Source organism: Mumia zhuanghuii (assembly GCF_042681565.1).
Classification (GTDB): domain Bacteria; phylum Actinomycetota; class Actinomycetes; order Propionibacteriales; family Nocardioidaceae; genus Mumia.
This window is the reverse complement of sequence record NZ_JBHUFT010000001.1, coordinates 442,083-461,136: the sequence shown is the minus strand read 5'-3', so window position 1 is coordinate 461,136 and position 19,054 is coordinate 442,083. Positions and strand designations below refer to the sequence as shown.

The 19,054-nt window shown below is 70.1% G+C and carries 18 protein-coding genes; 8 read left to right on the top strand and 10 right to left on the bottom strand.

Features of this window, described 5'->3' with window-relative positions; translation table 11 throughout:
* Window positions 1-24: 24 nt before the first annotated feature.
* A complete protein-coding gene (locus ACFSDF_RS02230; RefSeq protein WP_167002235.1) occupies window positions 25-492 on the bottom strand; it encodes a tRNA adenosine deaminase-associated protein in 468 nt (155 codons plus the stop codon).
* A 109-nt stretch (window positions 493-601) separates the two neighbouring features.
* On the opposite strand from ACFSDF_RS02230, the gene upp reads away from it, so the two are divergent.
* The 5 genes from upp (at window position 602) to ACFSDF_RS02205 (ending at window position 6,551) form a co-directional block, all read left to right on the top strand.
* Window positions 602-1,240 (top strand): uracil phosphoribosyltransferase, encoded by a 639-nt coding sequence (gene upp, locus ACFSDF_RS02225; protein WP_167001128.1) that lies wholly within the window; start codon window positions 602-604, stop codon window positions 1,238-1,240.
* 171 nt (window positions 1,241-1,411) lie between these two features.
* Entirely contained in the window at window positions 1,412-2,383 is a 972-nt protein-coding gene (locus ACFSDF_RS02220) for a type IV toxin-antitoxin system AbiEi family antitoxin domain-containing protein (protein WP_167001126.1), read from the top strand.
* Window positions 2,384-2,616: 233 nt separating this feature from the next.
* Entirely contained in the window at window positions 2,617-4,164 is a 1,548-nt protein-coding gene (locus ACFSDF_RS02215; protein ID WP_167001124.1) for a Re/Si-specific NAD(P)(+) transhydrogenase subunit alpha, read from the top strand.
* A gap of 7 nt (window positions 4,165-4,171) precedes the next feature.
* Window positions 4,172-5,557 carry a Re/Si-specific NAD(P)(+) transhydrogenase subunit beta gene (pntB, locus tag ACFSDF_RS02210; protein WP_167001122.1) on the top strand — a complete coding sequence of 462 codons (1,386 nt, stop codon included), beginning with the start codon at window positions 4,172-4,174 and terminating at the stop codon, window positions 5,555-5,557.
* Between the two features lie 115 nt (window positions 5,558-5,672).
* Window positions 5,673-6,551: an SDR family oxidoreductase gene (locus tag ACFSDF_RS02205; protein ID WP_167249394.1), complete on the top strand. Its 879-nt coding sequence runs from the start codon at window positions 5,673-5,675 to the stop codon at window positions 6,549-6,551.
* A 69-nt stretch (window positions 6,552-6,620) separates the two neighbouring features.
* Here ACFSDF_RS02205 and ACFSDF_RS02200 read toward each other — a convergent pair whose 3' ends face one another.
* The 5 genes from ACFSDF_RS02200 to ACFSDF_RS02180 form a co-directional block, all read right to left on the bottom strand.
* Complete coding sequence (locus ACFSDF_RS02200; RefSeq protein ID WP_377155945.1) at window positions 6,621-7,259, bottom strand: ACT domain-containing protein; 639 nt, start codon at window positions 7,257-7,259, stop codon at window positions 6,621-6,623.
* A 162-nt stretch (window positions 7,260-7,421) separates the two neighbouring features.
* Window positions 7,422-8,096, bottom strand: coding sequence for a GOLPH3/VPS74 family protein (locus tag ACFSDF_RS02195; protein WP_167001116.1), 675 nt, complete (start codon window positions 8,094-8,096; stop codon window positions 7,422-7,424).
* A gap of 50 nt (window positions 8,097-8,146) precedes the next feature.
* The gene (locus ACFSDF_RS02190; protein ID WP_377155943.1) at window positions 8,147-9,439 is read right to left on the bottom strand and encodes an NAD(P)/FAD-dependent oxidoreductase; all 1,293 of its coding nucleotides are present in this window, start codon (window positions 9,437-9,439) and stop codon (window positions 8,147-8,149) included.
* 92 nt (window positions 9,440-9,531) lie between these two features.
* Window positions 9,532-10,710, bottom strand: a complete 1,179-nt coding sequence (locus ACFSDF_RS02185) for a PucR family transcriptional regulator (RefSeq protein ID WP_167001112.1) — start codon at window positions 10,708-10,710, stop codon at window positions 9,532-9,534.
* A 44-nt stretch (window positions 10,711-10,754) separates the two neighbouring features.
* Entirely contained in the window at window positions 10,755-11,699 is a 945-nt protein-coding gene (locus tag ACFSDF_RS02180) for an NAD-dependent epimerase/dehydratase family protein (protein ID WP_167001110.1), read from the bottom strand.
* A 90-nt stretch (window positions 11,700-11,789) separates the two neighbouring features.
* Between ACFSDF_RS02180 and ACFSDF_RS02175 the strand changes: the two genes are divergently transcribed.
* Together ACFSDF_RS02175 and ACFSDF_RS02170 are read left to right on the top strand one after the other, a co-directional pair.
* On the top strand, window positions 11,790-12,704 hold the full coding sequence (locus tag ACFSDF_RS02175) for an RNA polymerase sigma-70 factor (RefSeq protein WP_243842851.1): 915 nt from the start codon (window positions 11,790-11,792) through the stop codon (window positions 12,702-12,704).
* 48 nt (window positions 12,705-12,752) lie between these two features.
* Window positions 12,753-14,927, top strand: a complete 2,175-nt coding sequence (locus ACFSDF_RS02170; protein WP_167001108.1) for a heparinase II/III domain-containing protein — start codon at window positions 12,753-12,755, stop codon at window positions 14,925-14,927.
* Here the strand turns inward: ACFSDF_RS02170 and ACFSDF_RS02165 are convergent.
* Window positions 14,908-15,882 carry a VldE C-terminal domain-containing protein gene (locus tag ACFSDF_RS02165; protein WP_167001106.1) on the bottom strand — a complete coding sequence of 325 codons (975 nt, stop codon included), beginning with the start codon at window positions 15,880-15,882 and terminating at the stop codon, window positions 14,908-14,910. The genes ACFSDF_RS02170 and ACFSDF_RS02165 overlap by 20 nt on opposite strands.
* Before the next feature lie 486 nt (window positions 15,883-16,368).
* Here ACFSDF_RS02165 and ACFSDF_RS02160 point away from each other — a divergent pair, with 486 nt between their 5' ends.
* Window positions 16,369-16,512, top strand: a complete 144-nt coding sequence (locus ACFSDF_RS02160; RefSeq protein ID WP_167001104.1) for a hypothetical protein — start codon at window positions 16,369-16,371, stop codon at window positions 16,510-16,512.
* An 84-nt stretch (window positions 16,513-16,596) separates the two neighbouring features.
* On the opposite strand, the gene ACFSDF_RS02155 is transcribed toward ACFSDF_RS02160, so the two are convergent.
* From ACFSDF_RS02155 to ACFSDF_RS02145, 3 genes are read right to left on the bottom strand one after another with little or no spacing between them, the layout of a single operon-like run.
* On the bottom strand, window positions 16,597-17,331 hold the full coding sequence (locus ACFSDF_RS02155; RefSeq protein ID WP_377155939.1) for an amino acid ABC transporter ATP-binding protein: 735 nt from the start codon (window positions 17,329-17,331) through the stop codon (window positions 16,597-16,599).
* The gene (locus tag ACFSDF_RS02150; RefSeq protein ID WP_377155937.1) at window positions 17,328-18,176 is read right to left on the bottom strand and encodes an amino acid ABC transporter permease; all 849 of its coding nucleotides are present in this window, start codon (window positions 18,174-18,176) and stop codon (window positions 17,328-17,330) included. The genes ACFSDF_RS02155 and ACFSDF_RS02150 overlap by 4 nt, the downstream gene beginning before the upstream one ends.
* Window positions 18,173-19,051 (bottom strand): ABC transporter substrate-binding protein, encoded by an 879-nt coding sequence (locus tag ACFSDF_RS02145; RefSeq protein ID WP_377155935.1) that lies wholly within the window; start codon window positions 19,049-19,051, stop codon window positions 18,173-18,175. The genes ACFSDF_RS02150 and ACFSDF_RS02145 overlap by 4 nt, the downstream gene beginning before the upstream one ends.
* Between the last annotated feature and the right edge of the window lie 3 nt (window positions 19,052-19,054).

Sequence of the window (19,054 nt, the reverse complement as noted above, 5' to 3'; positions counted from 1 at the left end):
TCGTACGCGAGCGGGGACTGCACGTCAGTCGACGAGCGCTTCGTAAACGTCGCCGAACCCCAGCCGCTCGGCGATGTCGCCCAGCACCTCGTCGGGGTAGGCGTCAGGGTCGTCGAGCATGACCGCGAGGTCGATCGCCGTGACCCCCAGGTCGCTCAGGATCTCCATGTCGCCGGCCGGCTGTGGCTCATCGTCGTCGTCCGGGTCGGGCAGGTCGAGGGCATCGGCGACGGAGCTGGCCAGCGGCCACTCGTCGACCGCCGTGACGTCGGACAGCATGAGCTGGGTGCGCGGGCCGGTCACCCGCGCGAGCACGAAGAAGTCCTCGTCGACGGCGACCATGCCGATCACCCCGCACTCCGACGGGAACGGCCGCAGCGCGCGTACGAGGTCGTCGACCTCCTCCGACGCCTCGGCGGTCAGCCGCGTCGCCTGCCACACGCCCTCCTCGCGATAGGCGACCACCGCGACGTCCACCTGGTCCTCCGCCACGACCTCACCTCCGACGACCTGCACAGACACGTACTCCCGAGGATGGCAGAGGAACCTGCTCCGGTGTTGGGGAGTCACCGGCAGTTCGACGGTCGGTAGGGTTTCGGTCATGGACATCCACGTCGTCGACCACCCGCTGGTCGCGCACAAGCTCACGACCCTGCGGGACGCCGAGACCGACTCCCCGACCTTTCGGCGGCTCACCGACGAGCTCGTGACGCTGCTGACGTACGAGGCGACGCGCGACGTGCGCGTGGAGGACGTCACGGTCCAGACCCCGGTCGCGCCGGCCAAGGGCGTGCGGCTCGCGCCGCCGAAGCCGCTGATCGTCCCGATCCTGCGGGCCGGCCTCGGCATGCTCGAGGGCATGCAGCACCTCCTGCCGACAGCGGAGGTCGGCTTCCTCGGCATGATCCGCAACGAGGAGACGCTCGAGCCCGCGACGTACGCCGAGCGCCTCCCGGACGATCTGACCGGCCGTCAGGCGTACGTGCTCGACCCGATGCTGGCGACCGGCGGGACGCTGGCGGCGGCGATCAAGTTCCTCGTACGGCGTGGCTGCTCGGCCATCACGGCGGTCTGCCTCCTCGCGGCCCCCGAGGGCATCGCGCGCATCGAGGCCGACCTCGCCGACATCGAGGTGCCGGTCTCGCTGGTGGTCGCAGCGGTCGACGAGCGCCTCAACGAGCTCGGCTACATCGTGCCGGGCCTCGGTGACGCCGGCGACCGCCTGTACGGCGTCGTCTGACGCCTCCGCCGCTCGCATTTTCCGTTGGGGCCAACGGAAAGTGTGTGGCCCACCTGAATGTTCCGGTGGGGCGCGCATTCTGCGGTGGGGCCATGGGGGAATGGGCGCGTTGTCCACAGGCAGAGCGCGATGCGGATGCGGGCCGGGCGCCGTCCCCGCCACCCTGGCGCGATGGAGATCGAGCACGATCCGGTGATCGCGGCCATCGCCGGACGCCGCGGCGGCTACTTCACGACCGCTGACGCGCGTGACAACGGGTACGGCCCGGGCGCGCTCGCGTCGGCACGCGGGCGCAGGGCGATCGCGAAGGTCCGGTACGGCGCCTGGGCGCTGCCCGCGACGTACGGCGAGCTTCACGCGACGGAGCAGTACGCGGTCCGCTGCCAGGCGGTCGCGGACAAGCTCGGTCCCGGTGCCGTGCTGAGCCACCACTCGGCGCTCGCCGTACGACGCATGCCGCTGGTCGCCGTCGACCTGTCGCTCGTGCACGTGACGCGGCTCGACCAGCGCAACGGACGTACGGTCGCCGGTGTCCGATTCCACGCGGGGTCCTTGACCGACAGCGAGATCGACGAGGTCGACGGGCGTCAGGTCACCACTCTCCCGCGCGCGCTGTGGGAGTCGGCCTCGCTCGCGCAGGTCCGTAGCGGCGTCGTGGCAATGGACGCCGCCCTGCACCACGGCCTCGTCGATCGCGATCAGCTCGAGCGTGCCGAAGAACGTCACCGCGGCTGGCAGGGGAGCCCCCGCGCGTCGGCCGCGCTCGCGTTCGCCGACGGCAAGGCAGAGTCGGCCGGCGAGTCGCTCGGTCGGTGGATGTTCCACGTGTTCGACCTGCCGAAGCCCGTGCTGCAGTACGACGTGTACGACGAGAACGGCAACTTCCTCGGCCGGTCGGACTATGCGTGGCCCGAGTGGCGCCACCTCGGCGAGTTCGACGGCCTCCGCAAGTACTACCGGCCGTACAAGGAAGGAGACGACGCGTCCGAGGTCGTCGTCTCCGAGAAGCGCCGCGAAGAGCGGATGTGCGGACAGCGGTACGGCATGTCGCGCCTGATCTGGGGCGACGTCTACACGCTCGACCGGGGGGTCGCCGCACGAGTGCTCGCCCAGCTGACGCAGTCGCGCCGCCTCTTCGGGTGAACGCCCCGCCCCCTCACTTCCGCGATGGCATTCTGCGTTGGCCCCCACGAAGATCCCTGGCCCCACCGAAGCATTCAGGTGGGGAACGGACGCTGCGTTGGCCCCCACGCAAAGTGAACCGGTGCGGCGTCTGCGCAGGTCACATACCTCGTCACGGTCGACACGCTCCACCATGTGAGACTCAAATCTCACCCACTGGTCGGCCGACAGTCCCTGAGGCTAACGTCTGCCGAATGAAGATCGGCGTGGTCAAGGAGACCTCGCCGGGTGAGACACGCGTCGCCGGCACCCCGGCGACCGTCATCCAGCTGATCAAGCTGGGGTACGACGTCGTGGTCGAGTCCGGTGCAGGCATAGCGTCCAGCTTTTCCGACGAGGCGTACGGCAAGGCCGGTGCCTCGATCGTGCCGCGCGACGAGGCCTGGGAGGCCAACCTCGTGCTCAAGATCAACGCGCCGTCGTCGGACGAGATCGGCCTCCTCTCCGACGACGCCACGCTCATCAGCCTGATCTCACCGGCGCTGAACGAGACGCTCGTCGAAGAGCTGACCCAGCGCAGCCTCACGGTGCTCGCGATGGATGCGGTGCCGCGCATCTCCCGTGCGCAGTCGATGGACGTCCTGTCATCGATGGCCAACATCGCGGGCTACCGCGCCGTGGTCGAGGCAGCGCACGAGTTCGGCCGGTTCTTCACAGGACAGGTCACCGCTGCGGGCAAGGTGCCTCCGGCCAAGGTGCTCGTCGCGGGCGCCGGGGTCGCCGGGCTGGCGGCGATCGGCGCCGCGAGCAGCCTCGGCGCGATCGTCCGGGCCACCGATCCGCGCCCCGAGGTCGCCGACCAGGTCAGGTCGATCGGCGGCGAATACCTCGAGGTCGACGCGGAGCAGGAGGTCTCGACCGACGGCTATGCCAAGGCCACCAGCGAGGCGTACGACCGGCGCGCCGCGGAGATCTACTCCGAGCAGGCCGCCGACGTCGACATCGTCATCACGACGGCGCTGATCCCGGGGCGGTCCGCCCCGCGCCTGATCACCGAGGACGACGTGGCGAGCATGAAGCCCGGCAGCGTCATCGTCGACATGGCCGCTGCCCAGGGCGGCAACGTCGCAGGGTCGGTCGCGGGCCAGAAGGTCGTGACCGACAACGGCGTGACGATCCTCGGCTACACCGACCTTGCCGGCCGCCTTCCCACCCAGGCGTCGCAGCTGTACGGCACGAACCTGGTCAACCTGCTCAAGCTGCTCACGCCAGGCAAGGACGGACAGCTCGTCCTCGACTTCGAGGACGTCGTCCAGCGCAACGTCACGGTCGTCCGCGACGGCAAGAAGACCTGGCCGCCACCGCCGGTCGCCGTCTCGGCGACACCCGTAGCGGCAGCCCCGTCGGCCACGCCTGCCGCACCTACGGAGAAGCGACCACCGAACCCCGCCGTGAAGTGGGGGCTGATCGGCACCGGCATCCTGGCACTGTTCCTGGTGAACGCCTTCGCGCCGGCGCCGCTCCCCGAGCACTTCACCGTGCTCACGCTCGCGGTCGTCATCGGCTACTACGTCATCGGCAAGGTGCACCACGCGCTGCACACCCCGCTGATGTCCGTGACCAACGCGATCAGCGGCATCATCGTGGTCGGCGCGATGCTGCAGATCTCGGTCAGCGACGGGACCGACAACGCCGGGCTGATCCGCGTGCTGTCGTTCGTCGCGATCCTGCTGGCCTCCATCAACGTCTTCGGCGGCTTCGCCGTGACCCGTCGCATGCTCAGCATGTTCTCGAAGGACTGACGCCGCCATGACTGCACAGAGTGCTGCCACCGCGGCGTACATCGTCGCGTCGCTGCTGTTCATCCTGTCCCTCGCCGGCCTGTCCAAGCACGAGACCTCGCGCAACGGCGTCTGGTACGGCATCACCGGCATGGCGATCGCGCTGCTCGCGACGTTCGTGCTGGTCGCTGACGTCGCCGACGGTCTCGCGATCGCGCTGCTGCTGGTCGCCGTCGTCATCGGTGCCGCCATCGGCCTGTGGTGCGCGCGCATTGTCGCCATGACCCAGATGCCCGAGCTGATCGCCCTGCTGCACTCCTTCGTGGGCCTGGCCGCGGTGCTGGTCGGCTGGAACGGCTACCTTGCCCCCAACCACCTATCCGGCTCGCTGGCCGACATCCATCACGCCGAGATCTTCATCGGCATCTTCATCGGCGCCGTGACGTTCACGGGCTCGATCGTCGCCAACCTCAAGCTGTCGGCCAGGATGCGCTCGGCCCCGCTGATGCTGCCGGGCAAGAACGCGATCAATATCGGCGCGCTGGTGCTGTTCGTGATCCTGACGGCCTGGTTCGTCGCCTCACCGCACCTCGTCCTCTTGATCCTCGTCACGATCGTGGCGCTCGCGCTCGGCTGGCACCTGGTCGCCTCGATCGGCGGTGGCGACATGCCCGTGGTCGTGTCGATGCTCAACAGCTACTCCGGCTGGGCTGCTGCCGCGTCGGGCTTCCTGCTCAGCAACGACCTGCTGATCGTCACCGGAGCGCTCGTCGGCTCCTCCGGTGCCTACCTCTCGTACATCATGTGCCAGGCGATGAACCGCTCGTTCCTCTCCGTCATCGCAGGCGGCTTCGGCATCGAGGCCTCCACGAACGATGCGACCGACTACGGCGAGCACCGCGAGACCAACGCCGCCGACGCCGCCGATCTGCTGACCAACGCACGGTCGGTCGTCATCACGCCCGGGTACGGCATGGCCGTCGCGCAAGCCCAGTACCCGGTGGCCGACCTCGTCCGCAAGCTGCGCGACCGTGGCATCGAGGTCCGCTTCGGCGTCCACCCCGTCGCGGGCCGTCTGCCCGGGCACATGAACGTGCTCCTGGCCGAGGCCAAGGTCCCGTACGACATCGTGCTGGAGATGGACGAGATCAACGACGACCTCGCCCACACGTCGGTCGTCCTGGTCATCGGCGCCAACGACACCGTCAACCCGGCCGCGGCGGAGGATCCGACCAGCCCGCTCGCCGGCATGCCGGTGCTACGCGTCTGGGAGGCCGAGAACGTCATCGTGTTCAAGCGGTCGATGGCCGCCGGCTACGCCGGGGTCCAGAATCCGCTGTTCTTCCGGGAGAACACCCAGATGCTCTTCGGTGACGCCAAGGAGCGGGTCGAGGACATCCTCAAGGCGCTGTAGCGAGTAGCTCACGTCGACCGGCCGGGATCCGTACGCACGGGACCCGGCCGTTCGGTGCATCCAGGATGCGACATCGAGGGTGGCGCATCTCGGATACCGTCGGTATCTTGCTCCCATGACCTCCACGTTCACCGGCAGGGTTGCTGTCGTCACCGGTGCCGCGCGCGGCATCGGCGCAGGTGTCGCCCGCGAGTACGTCCGTCGCGGGGGCCGTGTCGCGCTGATCGGGCTCGAGCCCGACGAGCTCAAGTCGCTCGCCGCCGAGCTCGGCGACGCGGCGGCCTGGTGGGAGGCTGACGTCCGCGACACCAATGCCGTCACGACCGCCGTCAACGCCGCCGCCACTCACTTCGGCCGTATCGACGACGTCCTCGCCAACGCCGGCATCGCCTCGTACGGCACGGTCCGCCAGATCGACCCCGAGGCATTCGAGCGGGTTGTCGACGTGAACCTCAACGGGGTCTTCCGCACACTTCGCGCGACGATCCCGCACGTCATCGACACCAAGGGCTACCTCCTCGTCGTCTCGTCGCTCGCCGCGTTCACCCCGCTCGCCGGCCTCGCCCCGTACAACGCCAGCAAGGCCGGGGTCGAGGCGCTCGCGCTCGCGACGCGACAGGAGATGTGGGTCCACGGCGTGAAGGTCGGGGTCTGTCACCCGTCGTGGATCGACACCGACATCGTGCGGGGTGCCGAGGCCGATCTGCCGAGCTTCAAGGCGATCCGCAGCAAGCTGCCGTGGCCCGCCAACGGCACGACGACGCTCGAGGACTGCGTCACCGCGATCTGCCACGGCATCGCCAAGAAGAAGCGTCGCGTGTACGTCCCGCGCGGCGTCGTCGTCGCCAACCTCACCAAGCCGCTCGTGTCGTCCGCCCTCGCCGAGCCGATCGCCAGGCGGATGGTCAAGAAGACGGTCCCCGCGATGGAGGCGGAGGTGGCCGCACTGGGCCGCAACCACTCCGGCCACGTGCCGGTCACCGACAAGGCATAGGACGGCACCCGGGCCCGGTGTCCGGCCCCGCATCCGGGGGCCGGACACCGGGCTCTGGTGCGTACGAGGTCAGGTGGTGGTGCCGACCGACGCCGCCAGCGCGACGATGTGGCCCAGACGGGCGAGCTCGGAATCGAGCACGGGCGGTCCGCCGTGCCGCCCGAAGACGACCACCGCGTCGCGCTTGGGCACAGGTGCGCCGGCGAGCACCATCGAGCCCCACTCGGCGACTGGGCTGAGACGCTGCGCGTGGTCGAGCGCGAACCACTTGTCGACCTCGGGCACGGTCTCGGGCGCCGTCGACGTGGCGTGGAGCAGCCCGCTGCCACTGCCGCCGCGCGCGACGAGCATCGCCCAGTCGGCCCGGAACGTCTCCGGGATGCGATCGACGAGGCTCTCCACGGCGCGTGCGGGCTCGGCGGTGAACGCCTCGACGGCCTCGAGGTCCATCGAGAGGTTGGCACCCGCGTTGTAGCGCGAGATCCACTGCACCCGGACGCTGTCGAGCCGGTGGCAGGCGGTGATGAGCTGGTCCGGCATGGTCGTCACGGGGAGCTCGAGCAGCACATCGTCGACGGCCTTGCCGTCATTGCGGTGCTCGACGATCTCGATCGCGTGGATGTCCGCGCCGGCTTCACCGAGGGCCGTCGCGACAGCGCCGAGCGACCCCGGAACGTCGGGAAGCTCGATGCGCAGCAGAAACGCCATGGGTCGAATCCTCCGTTCAGCCGACCACGCCCGAGCGAGGGCGCGTACGCGGTCGACGGTGACCACGACCAGATGCTCCGCGCCGAGCATACCGACTCGGATCAGACGCCGGAGCCCTCACGGCGAATCGACCGAATTGTCAACGGCGGGTCCTGACGTGCCTCAACCGCTGCCCGAGCTCGCTGCGGTCGCGGTCGTCGCCGCCATGACGGCCACGAGCACGGCGGCGTTGGCCGCCTCCACGACCTGGCGCACGCCGGCGCTGGCCCAGGCGACCGACTCGATCTCCTTCGCGCGCTGCTTGGCGACCTTGCGATCCGCCCTGTCGACGACGGTGCCGAGAAGGTCCGCGGCGTGGAGGAGCGAGATCGTCGCGGCGACCTCGGGAGTCGGGTCGACTCCGACGACGAGCACGTCGTGCAGCTGCGTACGCAGCGCGGACTCATGAGCCGAGTCCGCCGCCGGCCACCGCGTCACCGGGAAGATCCCGAGGACCCGCCCCTCCTCGCGACGGAGGATGCCACGCCCGACCAGGCTGTCGTGAAGGCGTTCCTGGGCCTTCTTGCCCAGCAGTGCCACCGCACTTCTGGGGGCGAGCGGCTCGCCCGAAGACAGCCGCGCGACCGCGTCATCGAGGAGCGGCTCACCGGTCGGCCCGCCGTCACGGACGACGACCTTCGCCTTGCGCCCCTCGCCCTCGACCTCGACGCGTCCCCGCAGCGCGAGCTCCATGAGGATCGCGCCACCGAGCGCGGCGTCCAGCCCCGTACCGGTCGACGCCTTCTTGCCGGTCTCGTCGTCGGTGACCAGCAGGACGAGGTCTTCGGCGATCAGCATGGTCGCGATGCTAGCCCGCCACTGGTCGGTACGGGGGAGGATGCCGGCCTTCAGCGCAGCGGGTCGAGACGGCGTGCGTACGACGGAACGGTGTGGCCGGTGAGGCCGTCGGCGACCATCCGGCCGGTCAGCGGCCCGAGGGCGATGCCCCACATTCCGTGCCCGCCCGCGACGTGCACCCGCGGTGACCGCGTGGCCCCGACGAGCGGCAGCCCGTCGGCGGTGCAGGGGCGGGAGCCGACCCACTCCTCGCGACGTGCGGTCCAGTCGACCCCGGTGAACATCGGCCGGGCAGCCTCGACGATCGCGTTGATCCGGCGCGGGTCGAGAGGCGCGTCCGGGCGGCGGAACTCCATCATCCCGGCGACGCGCAGCCGATCGCCGAGCGGCGTGCAGGCCACGCGCTGGACCGGGAAGTAAATCGGGTTCTTGGGCATCTCGTCAGGGACCACGGTGAAGCTGTAGCCACGGCCCGCCTGCACGACGCGCTTGACGCCGTACGCGCGGGCGAGGTCGCCGAGCCAGGTCCCGGTGGCCAGGACGACCGCGTCCGCACGCACCCTCTCCCCGGTCCTCGCCACGACGTCGACGCCCTGCGTCCCGAGGTCGACCACGTCGGCGACGTCGAAGCCCACGACCAGGTCGGCCCCGCGCTGCACCACCGAGTCCGCGAGCGACGCCACGTACGCCGGCGGGTTGACGAAACGCTGGCCCAGCATCCGTACGCCGGCCTGGACCCCGTTGCCGAGAGTCGGCTCCAAGGACCGGATCTCCTCGCCGCTGAGGAGCTCGTAGTCGACCGAGCCGCCCGAGGCCACGACGTGCGCGAGCTCATCGACCAAGATCTTGCGGTCGTCGACCGAGGCGAAGCCCGCGAGGAACGGGTCGGCGTCGCGGATCGGCTCGCGGACCTCGTGGCCGGCTGTGCCGCCCTCGCTGAGGACGTCGTACGCCCCGAGCGCGTCGCGGTTCAGCTCGGCGAAGACCGCCATCGCCGAGCGCCATCGGGCCGGGGTGCAGTGCCGGGCGAAGCCGACGAGGAACTGCAGCATCCGCCGGTCGGTGCTCAGCGGCACGTACACCGGCGATGACGGGCTGAGCATCGCCCGGACCCCGTACGACAGCACGGCGGGCTCGGGCAGCGGCAGAGTGAGCGCGGGGGAGATCCATCCGGCATTGCCCCACGACGCCCCGGCCGCGACGCCCGTACGATCGACGATCGTCACGCGGACCCCGCGCTCCTGCAGGAACCAGGCCGTCGCGAGTCCGACCATCCCGGCACCCGCGACGACGACGTGCTCAGGGCTCTTCGAGGCGCGGAGCGCGCCGGCATTCGTGCTCATGGCGAACATGCTCGGACGTGGGGCGGCGGCGCGGACTGTGGGTTCGGCCACGATCTCGGGCGGCCCGCTGTGCGATCGCACAGCGGGTGCGGTCAGTCGGCGTCCGCGACGTCCGTGACCTTGAGGTGCAGCGCGAGCAGCAGGCGCGTGTCGGGGTCGTCGAGGTCGACGCCGACGGCCTGCGAGGCACGTCGCAGCCGGTTGCGCAACGTGTTGGGGTGGACGTGCAGCGAGGCGGCTGCGGCAGCGACGTCGCCGCCGTGCGCCAGGTAGGCCCGCGCCGTCGACAGCAGCTCGGCGTGGTGCTCGTCGTCGAACCGCACCAGCGCGGTCAGCGGGCTGAACTCCTCGTACCCCGCCCACGCATCCGCGCTGCGCAGCGCGACCACGTCGGCGAGCGCACCCCGTACGGTCTCCACCACGCCCGAACGGCCTCGCCGGCGCAGCACCCGGACCACCGCGTCGGCGTCGCGCGCCGAGAGGTCGATCGCCGCCGCGGAGTCGACGGTGCGGCCGACCCCGGCGACGAGCGGACCGCGCGACCGGGCGAGGAAGTCACGCGCGACCCGGGCCGCAGTCGCCTCCGGCCCCGCGACGACGGCGTACACGACGTCGTCGACCTGCGCGGCGGCTGCGCTGGGCGCCACCGCCGCGAGGTGCAGCACGAAGGCGCTGGCACGGGCGGCGGGCACGGCCAGGCGCGCGCGGTCCGCCGCGAGGACAAGGACCGTGCACGGCGTACGCAAGCCCTGCGTCTGGGCCGCACGGACGGCGTCGTCGCCCCCGCTCAGCAGCGTCTCGACGACCTCGACGGTCCGTTGGCGCGTCGAGTCGGCCCGCTCGCGCAGCCGGACGAGACGGCCGGCCACGACAGGGGCGAGGTCGAGCATCGCCTGCCGCTGCTCCGACGTGATGCCGTCGGGCACAGCGGCCCACACCGACCCCAGCAGCGTGCCGGAGTCGTCCCGTACCGCCACGATCGCGCGCCGCGTCATCCCCGATCCCGAGAGGTCGACCGTCACGACCTCCCGGCTGCGCGCGATCTCCGTGAACACGCCCGCGTCGTCGAGCAGGGCGCGGTAGTGCGGCGGGACCTGCCGACCGAGGATCGTCGTGATCCGCGCATCGTCGACCGCCTGCGAGCGCTCGGCGTCGGCGCTCTGCGAGTACGCGAGCACGCTCGAGTCGGGATCCTCGATGGTGATCGGGGCACCGACGAGCTCCGCGAGCGAGTTCGCGAGCGACGTGAGGTCGTCGTCACGGGGGTCCATGCGGGCAATGTACGGGGTCCCGACCGACGCGACACGCCCCCGACTCACCCGAGCCCGGTACGGAAACCTTCCCGCCAGCTCGCGTACCGGGGCTTCCAGCCCAGCTCGCGCTCGGCCTTCGCGTTCGACGACCCGCGGATCGTGGTCATCATCGCGATGCCGAGCTCGCCGATCAGTGGACGTCCCAGCCATGCGGGGAGCCGCATCGGCTTGCGCCCGCCGAGCTGCTCGGCCAGGTACGGCAGCCACTGCGCGATCGGCGCGGGATCGTCGTCGACGACGTTGTAGACACCAGGCGCACCCCCGTCGACTGCCGCCGCCGTCGCCGATGCCGCATCGTCGATGTGAAGGAACGACCACACCCCGGCACCACCACCGACGACCGGCATCCGCCCGCGCCGAATCATCTCGGCCATCATGCCGCCGCGCGAGAGGGCGTTGCCGGGTCCGTAGAAGTTGCCGTACCGCAGGACGAGACCGTCGATGCCCGGCGTCGTGGTCACGGCGTGCTCGAGGTGACGGATCGCCGCCAACGACTCGCGCGCCTCCTTGCCCGGGTCGGCGGCGAGCGGATCCTCCTCTGACTTGACCCACGACCCGCGACGCTCATTCGGCCAGCCGGTGTAGCTCTGGGCGACGAACCGCCGGGCACCGCACTGCTGAGCCGCCGCCAGGAGGTGATCGGTCGCCTCCGTCCGCAGCCGGTTGGTGACGGCGAAGTCCCGGTCGAAGTGCTTCGGGTTGCCGCTCATGGCCCCGAGCGCGGTGAGCTCGTGCACCACGACGTCGGGACGGGCGCCGACCACGGCGGACCGCACGCTGTCGGCATCGAGCGGGTCCATGACGGCACCGACGGCACCGACCTCCTGGACCCTCGCGAGGCCCTCCTGATTCCTGGTCGTTCCGGTCACCTCGTGGCCGTCCTGCACCAGCAGCGGGATCAGCCGATTGCCGAGCGCTCCGCTGGCTCCTGCGATGAAGACACGCATGTCCTTCTCCTCTCGTCACCCCGTCCGACGAGACAGCCGCCGTCCGTGTGACAGTCCCGCCTGACCCTCTTCATCTGGTTGGATCGGGCCGTGGCGAGTCTGGCGGACGTGCACGACGATCTCCGCCCCCTCATGTTCTCGATCGCCTACCGGATGCTCGGCAGCGTGGCCGAGGCCGAGGATGTCGTGCAGGAGGCGTTCCTTCGGATGCACCGCGCCGGCCCCGAGGGGCTGTCGGTCGACAACCCCGAGGCCTACGCGACCACGGTCACCACGCGGCTCGCGATCGACACGCTGCGCTCTGCCCGCGTCCGACGCGAGCAGTACGTCGGTCCGTGGCTGCCCGAGCCGCTCGTCGCCTCCTCCGACGCCGATCCCGCGCATCAGGTCGAGCTCGACGCGACCGTCTCCACCGCGTTCCTCATGCTGCTCGAGTCCTTGACGCCGGTGGAGCGTGCGGTCTTCGTCCTGCGCGAGGCCCTCGCCTACGACTACGCCGACATCGCGGTGGTGGTCGATAAGTCGGAGGCGAATTGCCGGCAGATCCTCGCCCGGGCAAGGAAGCGGATCGACGACGGCCGACCGCGGTTCGACGCGTCGCCGGAGCAACGCGACCGTCTGGCGGCCCAGTTCGTCGCGGCCGTCTCCAGGGGTGACGTCGCCGGCCTGGAGCGACTGCTCGCCGAGGACGTGATGTTCGTCGGCGACGGCGGCGGACGCGCTCCGGCGATCCAGCGGCCGATGGTGGGCACGGTCCAGGTCGCGCGGTTCCTCGCCGGTCTGGTGCGCCAGGGCGCACGATTCGGCGTGCTGATCGACCAGGTCGTCGCGAACGGCGAGCCGGCCCTGCGGGCGCGTGCTGCCGACGGCGCACTGCTCTCCCTCATGACCATCGACGTCGTCGACGGCCAGATCGCACGGCTGCACAATGTGCTCAACCCGGAGAAGCTGCGCCATCTCGGCCCGGTCGGCGACCTCTACGGTCTGATGGGGGGCGGGACCTGACGCTGAGGGTTTCGCCCTGACCTGGGCACATGCGAGCATAGGTGGCCTATGCCTTCCCCCAGACGTCTCCTCCGAACCCGTCGTGTGCCGGCGCTCCGCCGCGGCGTCGGGGCTGCCGTCGCCGCCGCACTCAGCCTCTCCGGCATCGTCGCCGTGCAGACGGCCGTCGCCCCGGCACCCGCGTCCGCCGCGGCGGGGTACGACGCGATCTGCGAGAACATGCACACCCTCGGGTCGCTGACCCGCGCGGACGTCGGCCGCGCACGGGCGATCATGAACGGCACGGTCGACATGGGCCAGTACGGCACCATGGCGCTGGCCGCCAACCCGTCCTGGAAGCCGCAGTCCGGCCTCGACACCGCAGGCGACCGCTACATCCACTCGCTCCACTGGGCGCTGCCGCTGCTCAAGACCGGCCTCGCGCTCGCCGACGCCGAGGGACAGGCGATGCAGCGCCGCTTCGTCGACCTCATGGTCGACTGGGTCCGCGACAACCCGGTCAAGAAGCGCACCTACTGGCAGAACCACCCCCAATACCTCGGCTTCCGCATCGGCACGTTCGTCTGCATGAACCGCCTCGCCTCGTCGCCGACCCACCGCTCGTGGGCGGCAGGCCAGCTGCGGGTCGAGCTCAAGAAGGCGCTCTCCTACGGCACCTCGGGCAACAACACGACGATGAACCTCAAGCTCACCGCGTTCGCGGGGGCACGCCAGGCCGGCACCGAGGCGCAGCGCACGACCCTCCGCAACCAGACGGTCCTCGTCGCACGCCGACTCGCCCACGACGACGGGTCCGATCTCGAGGGCGCGCCAGGATACGGTCTCTATCTCGGCACGATCATGCACCGCGCCTACAACGTTCTCTCGCGCTACGGAGCGACGTCGTCGGCGGCCAAGATCGCGTCGATGCTCAACGCGCGCGGCTCGTTCTATGCCCACGCGAGCCGGCCGGACCGCTATCTCGAGACCATCGGCGACACCCACCTCCAGCGCATCCCGTCGGGTGTCTTCGCCGACACGTCAGAGGCGGAGTGGGTCCGTACGTCCGGCTCGTCCGGTCGCAAGCCGGCCGCCGTCTACAAGCGGTACGCCGGCGGCTACGCGTTCGGCCGCTCGGGCTGGGTCGCAGGCACCGACACGACCTCGACGTTCTACTCCGTACGGACCGCTGACCGGTACGCCCTCCCCTCGCACCGCCACGCCGACACGACGGCGATGACGTGGTACGCCGACGGTGTCGACTGGGTCGCCGACCCGGGCCCGTACGCCTACAACGGGTCGAGCCTGCGGGCCGCGGTCATGCGTCGCAACGCCCACAGCGCGCTCGTCGCGCCGGGCACGCCCAACCGCGCGGTGTACGGCAGCGTCAAGGCAGCATCGTCCGCCGGCGGTGTCGACCGTACGTGCGTGTACGACCCGGGCTACCTCGCCTCGAGCGGCTTCGAGCTGGCCCGGTGCGTCTACTACCTGCGCGCGATCGACGCCGTCGTCGTCGAGGACCTCGTCCGCTCGACCAGGTCCTCGGGCACCGTCCAGCAGCAGTGGGTCCTGCCCTCCGGCGTCACCCCCCGCGCGAGCGGCCACACCGTCGCCCTCACCAGCCCGGACCTCACCGGCGTCACGCGCAGCGCAAGGCTTCTGACGGGCGGCGCCCCGCGCGTCTCGGCCGGCTCGACCACGACCGGGGTCCTCGGCCAGTCCTACGGCAAGTCGACCCGGGGCACGGTCGTACGGGTCCCGGTCTCGGTGCGCACGGGCAAGACCGCCCGCATGGTCACGGTGCTGACGAGCAGCGGGTCGCCGGGCTACGCGCGGACGACGGTCAAGGGCCACAAGGCGCTGCGAGTCTGGGTCAACGGACGTTCGCAGACCATCACGACGTCGGTCAACGAGTTCGCACGGCTCGCGGCCAAGGTCTCGTTCGCCCGCTCCAAGGCCAAGGTGCGCGTCGGCCAGAAGGTGAAGTTCTCCGCGCGCGTCACCTCGCTCGGACTGCCCGCCAAGCGTGCCAAGGTCGTGCTCCAGGAATGGCGCAAGGGCAAGTGGCGCAAGGTGCGCACCCTGAGGACCAAGGCGAACGGCACCGTCTCGACCAAGGTCAAGATGACCAGCAAGGGCAAGAAGCGCTATCGCATCGTCGTGCGCGCCAAGAGCGGCAGCCACGGCTGGAAGCCCGTGGCCTCGCCCCTGCGGACGGTCAAGGTCATAAAGAAGAAGCGCTGACGCGCGCCCTCGGTGCCGTCTGGGCGAGGAGGCTGCGCCACACACGAGTGCCGACGACCGCGTTGTTGCTCATGCGCCGCGCCCCCTTGTAGGCACGCATCGTCGCGCGAGACTTTGCATCCCAGACACCGGTGACCGAGATCCTGAGCGCCTGCTGGACCGCCCGTACCGCTGGCCCCCGAACGTTCTTGGTGATGCGCAGGCCGGAGTAGGCGACGAGTGTGCGGTGCACGCTCGACGACCCCGCCGGCGCGGTGACGCGCGGGTAGTACGGGCACGGCGTCGCGCGGCGCTTGGTGTAGCGGTACGCCCAGTTGAGATCGGCGGGTCGGCAGGGGCCGTAGTTGGCTCCGGCGACCGTACGGTCCCAGTACGAGGTGTAGCCCCGCGCCCCGGCCCACGAGAGCGACAGGTGGACGTGGTTGCGGTGGCACGTGGTGTCGTACTGCGTGCCCGAGCGGCTCTTGGCCGTGCAGCCGTTGTAGACGCGCCACCCGCTGCTCGCGCGATAGCTGGACCAGATGCGGTTGTTCCAGATGATGTACATGACGCCGAGCCGACGTGCGTTGGCGAACGCGTTGCCGCGCTTGTCGGTCGCGAGCAGCCACCTGTTCAGGTCGTCGCCGCGCTTCTTGCCGTTCTTCTTGCGCGCGTTCGTCATCCAGTCGATCGCGCGTCCGTCGTGGTGCTCGCTGGTCGCCGTCGAGCAGTCGCGCTGAGCGGACCAGCTGGTCACCGGCCAGGTCGAGACGAGCAGGGCGCCGAGCTTCGCGGTGCCCTTGTGCGGCTTGGCGCAGCTGTTGGGCCCGACGTAGGACGCGGGTGCTTCCAACGTGGCCGGTAGTCCGGACGGTGTCGGTGGCGCTTTCGCCGTGGCCGGTGCGGCCAGAGCGAGTGCGAGGACGGACGGCGCCACAAGCAGCGTCGCCGTACGCCCGAGGCGCGTACGTGACATGGTTTTCTCCCCCAAGTCCCATCCGGCGCATCGACAATCTGTCGACTTCCCCACGCCAGGCGGACCGTCCCCACGCTACGTATCTCAACGCGGAGTGCATCTTGAACTCAGGACGCCCTTTGAGTGAGGCGGATCTCAGGCGCGGACGCGCGGGCGGTCGCGGATGCACCGTAAAATAGAACCGGCCAAATGAGACAAATAACCGATGACTCCGAGGCCTCCCTCAGGTACATCCGCGGAGCGGCCCGCGGACCTCGCCACGGTCCCTGACGGTCGCGACAACGACGGGCTCGCCCTGCGCTTCTGACACGGGTTCCGCTACTGGATTTCACCCGAATCGCGCTGGCGCCGTCGCTGCCGACAAGATCGGCGCCAAGGACATCCGGCGACCGCCGTCAAGGGAGGTCTCAGCGCGCAGGTCGCCGACAAGGTCACGATCGCCCACCTCGGGGGCCCTTCACCGAGAACGCCACCACGGTCGGGAGCATGACGCTCAAGCCCGGGACGTACCTGATCAACGGGTACGCGTTCTTCGACCGGATCGTCACTGCGAAGGAGACGACCAAGGTGTGGGTGTACGCCTTCGGCTACAACGCCGACGTCTCGGTCAGCGCGGTCCGTATCGGCTGACGACCCCAGCGTTGTGAAAGGAACCTGACCGAATCTCGGCCACAGTTCGGTCAGGTTCCTTTCACGTCGCGGACGCGGGGGGCGTCAGGCGAGGTGGCGGGCCAGGAACTCGCGCGTACGAGGGTCCGTCGGCGCGGTGAAGAGCTGCTCGGCGGTGCCGCGCTCGCGGACCACACCGTCGTCCAGGAACAGCACCTCGTCGGCGACCTCGCGGGCGAACTGCATCTCATGCGTCGCCATCACGATCGTCATCCCGGCCTCCTTGAGGCCACGGACCGCCTCGAGCACCTCGCCGACGAGCATCGGGTCGAGCGCGGAGGTCACCTCGTCGAGCAGGAGCACCTTCGGGCCCATCGCGAGCGCCCGTACGATCGCGACCCGCTGCTGCTGGCCACCGGAGAGCGCGTCGGGGTGCTTGCGCGCCTGGTCGGCGAGGCCGAAGCGGGTCAGCAGCGTCATCGCGCGCTCGTCGGCCTCACGGCGACGGACGCCGCGGGTCTTGCGCGGCCCGAGCGTGACGTTGTCGAGCACCGACATGTGCGGGAAAAGGTTGTACGCCTGGAAGACGATCCCGATGTCGCGCCGCACGCCGTCGATGTCGATGCGCGGATCGGTGATCTCGCGGCCGTCGAACCAGACCTCGCCGTCGTCAACGACCTCGAGCAGGTTGAGGCAGCGCAGCAAGGTCGACTTGCCCGAGCCGGATGCGCCGATGAGGCACACCACGCGATGCGTCGCCACGCTGAGGTCGACGCCCTTGAGGACGTCGTGAGCCCCGTACGTCTTGCGGACCGCGCGCGCCTCCAGCAAGCCGCTCATGCCGCTCCGCTCTGTCGTCGGGCCGCACGCAGCGACAGCCAGTCCGTGAACCGCGCGAGCGGGATCGTCGCCACGATGAAGAACACCGCCGCAACGACCATCGGCGTGAAGATGAAGTCGCGGCTGGAGTAGATGTTCGCCTGCCGCAGTGCCTCCAGCACCCCGATCGCCGAGAGCAGCGCGGTGTCCTTCTGCAGGGACACGAAGTCGTTGAGCAGCGGGGGCGTCACCCGGCGCAGCGCCTGTGGCAGCACGACGTACCGAAGAGTCTTGCCGTACGACAGCCCGAGCGACCGCCCGCTCGCCCACTGGCTCGGGTGGACCGAGAGGATGCCAGCGCGGATGACCTCGGCGACGTACGCACCGTAGCTGAGGGTGAGCGCGAAGACGCCGAGCCAGAACGGGTCGTTCGTGGTGCCCTGAAGGCCGAGCGTCGGCACGCCGAAGCCGACGAGCAGCACGATCAGCAGCGTCGGAGTGCCGCGGAAGACGTCGGTGTAGACCGTCGCGACGACCTTCAGCGGCGCCATCCACGCCGAAGGGACGACACGGATGACGGCCACCAGCATCGCGAGCGCCAGGATCAGCACCTCGGCGATGAGGAATGCCTTGATGTTGACGAGGAAGGCCTTCGCGATCTCCGGGAACGCCGCCTTCGCGTCCTCCCAGTCGAAGTAGGTCTCGCGGACCTTGCCCCACCCTGGCGCCGACGTGACGAGCAGCCAGGCGCCGACCAGGATCACCACCGTGGACACGAGCGCGATCGTCGTCCGGCGCCGGTCCTGCCGACGCCGGAACGCCAGCCGTTCGAGCTGGCGTTGGCTCACCTCCCAGGAGGCGCTCACGACAGCTCGGGCACGCCCGTCGTCTGCGACAGCCACTCCTTCTCGAGGTCGGCGAGCGTGCCGTCCTCACGGAGCGCGCCGATCGCCTCGTCGAGGCAGGTCACGAGCTCGCTGCCCTTCTGCAGGAGGAGCCCGAACTCCTCGCTCTGGCCGGTGTCCGGCTGGAACTGCCCGACGATCGTGCCGGGCTTGGAGAGCACGGCGGCGGTCGTGTAGAACGCCGACGGCAGGTCCATCACGAGCACGTCGATCTGTCCGACCTCGAGCGCCTTGGTGGCCTGGTTGGTGTCGTCGTACACGCGCTCCTGCTTGGCCGGCGCGATCTGGTCGATGGCGGTGAGCGACGTCGTCCCGACCTGCGCGCCGAACTGCGCGTCCTTGAGGTCGGCGAAGCTCGTCGCCTTGGCGTACGGGCTCGACTCGAGCGCGACGATCGCCTGGGCCGCCTTGTAGTAAGGCTCCGAGAACGTCACCGCCTTGGCGCGCTCCTCGGTGATCGAGATCTGGTTGATGTCGAAGTCGAAGGACTTCTCGCCCGGCTGATAGCTCGTGTTGAACGGGACGGCCTCCCACACCACCTCGTCCTTGGCGAAGCCGAGCTGGTCGGCGATCGCGTACGCGACGGCGCTCTCGTAGCCCTTGCCGTTGCTCGGGTCGTCGTCGACGAACCACGGCTCGTACGCCGGCGAGTCGGTGCCGATCGTCAGGGTGCCGGCCTTCTTGAGGGGAAGGTCGGCCTTCTCGCAGGAAGCGGTCGCGTCGGAGGCGCTGGGCTCGTCGTCGTTGTCGTCCGTCGGCGCGCACCCGACCGCGAGGGTGAGGAGCGAGACTGCGGCGAGCACGGCGAAGCGGGCAGGACGGCGTACGGGGCTCATGGC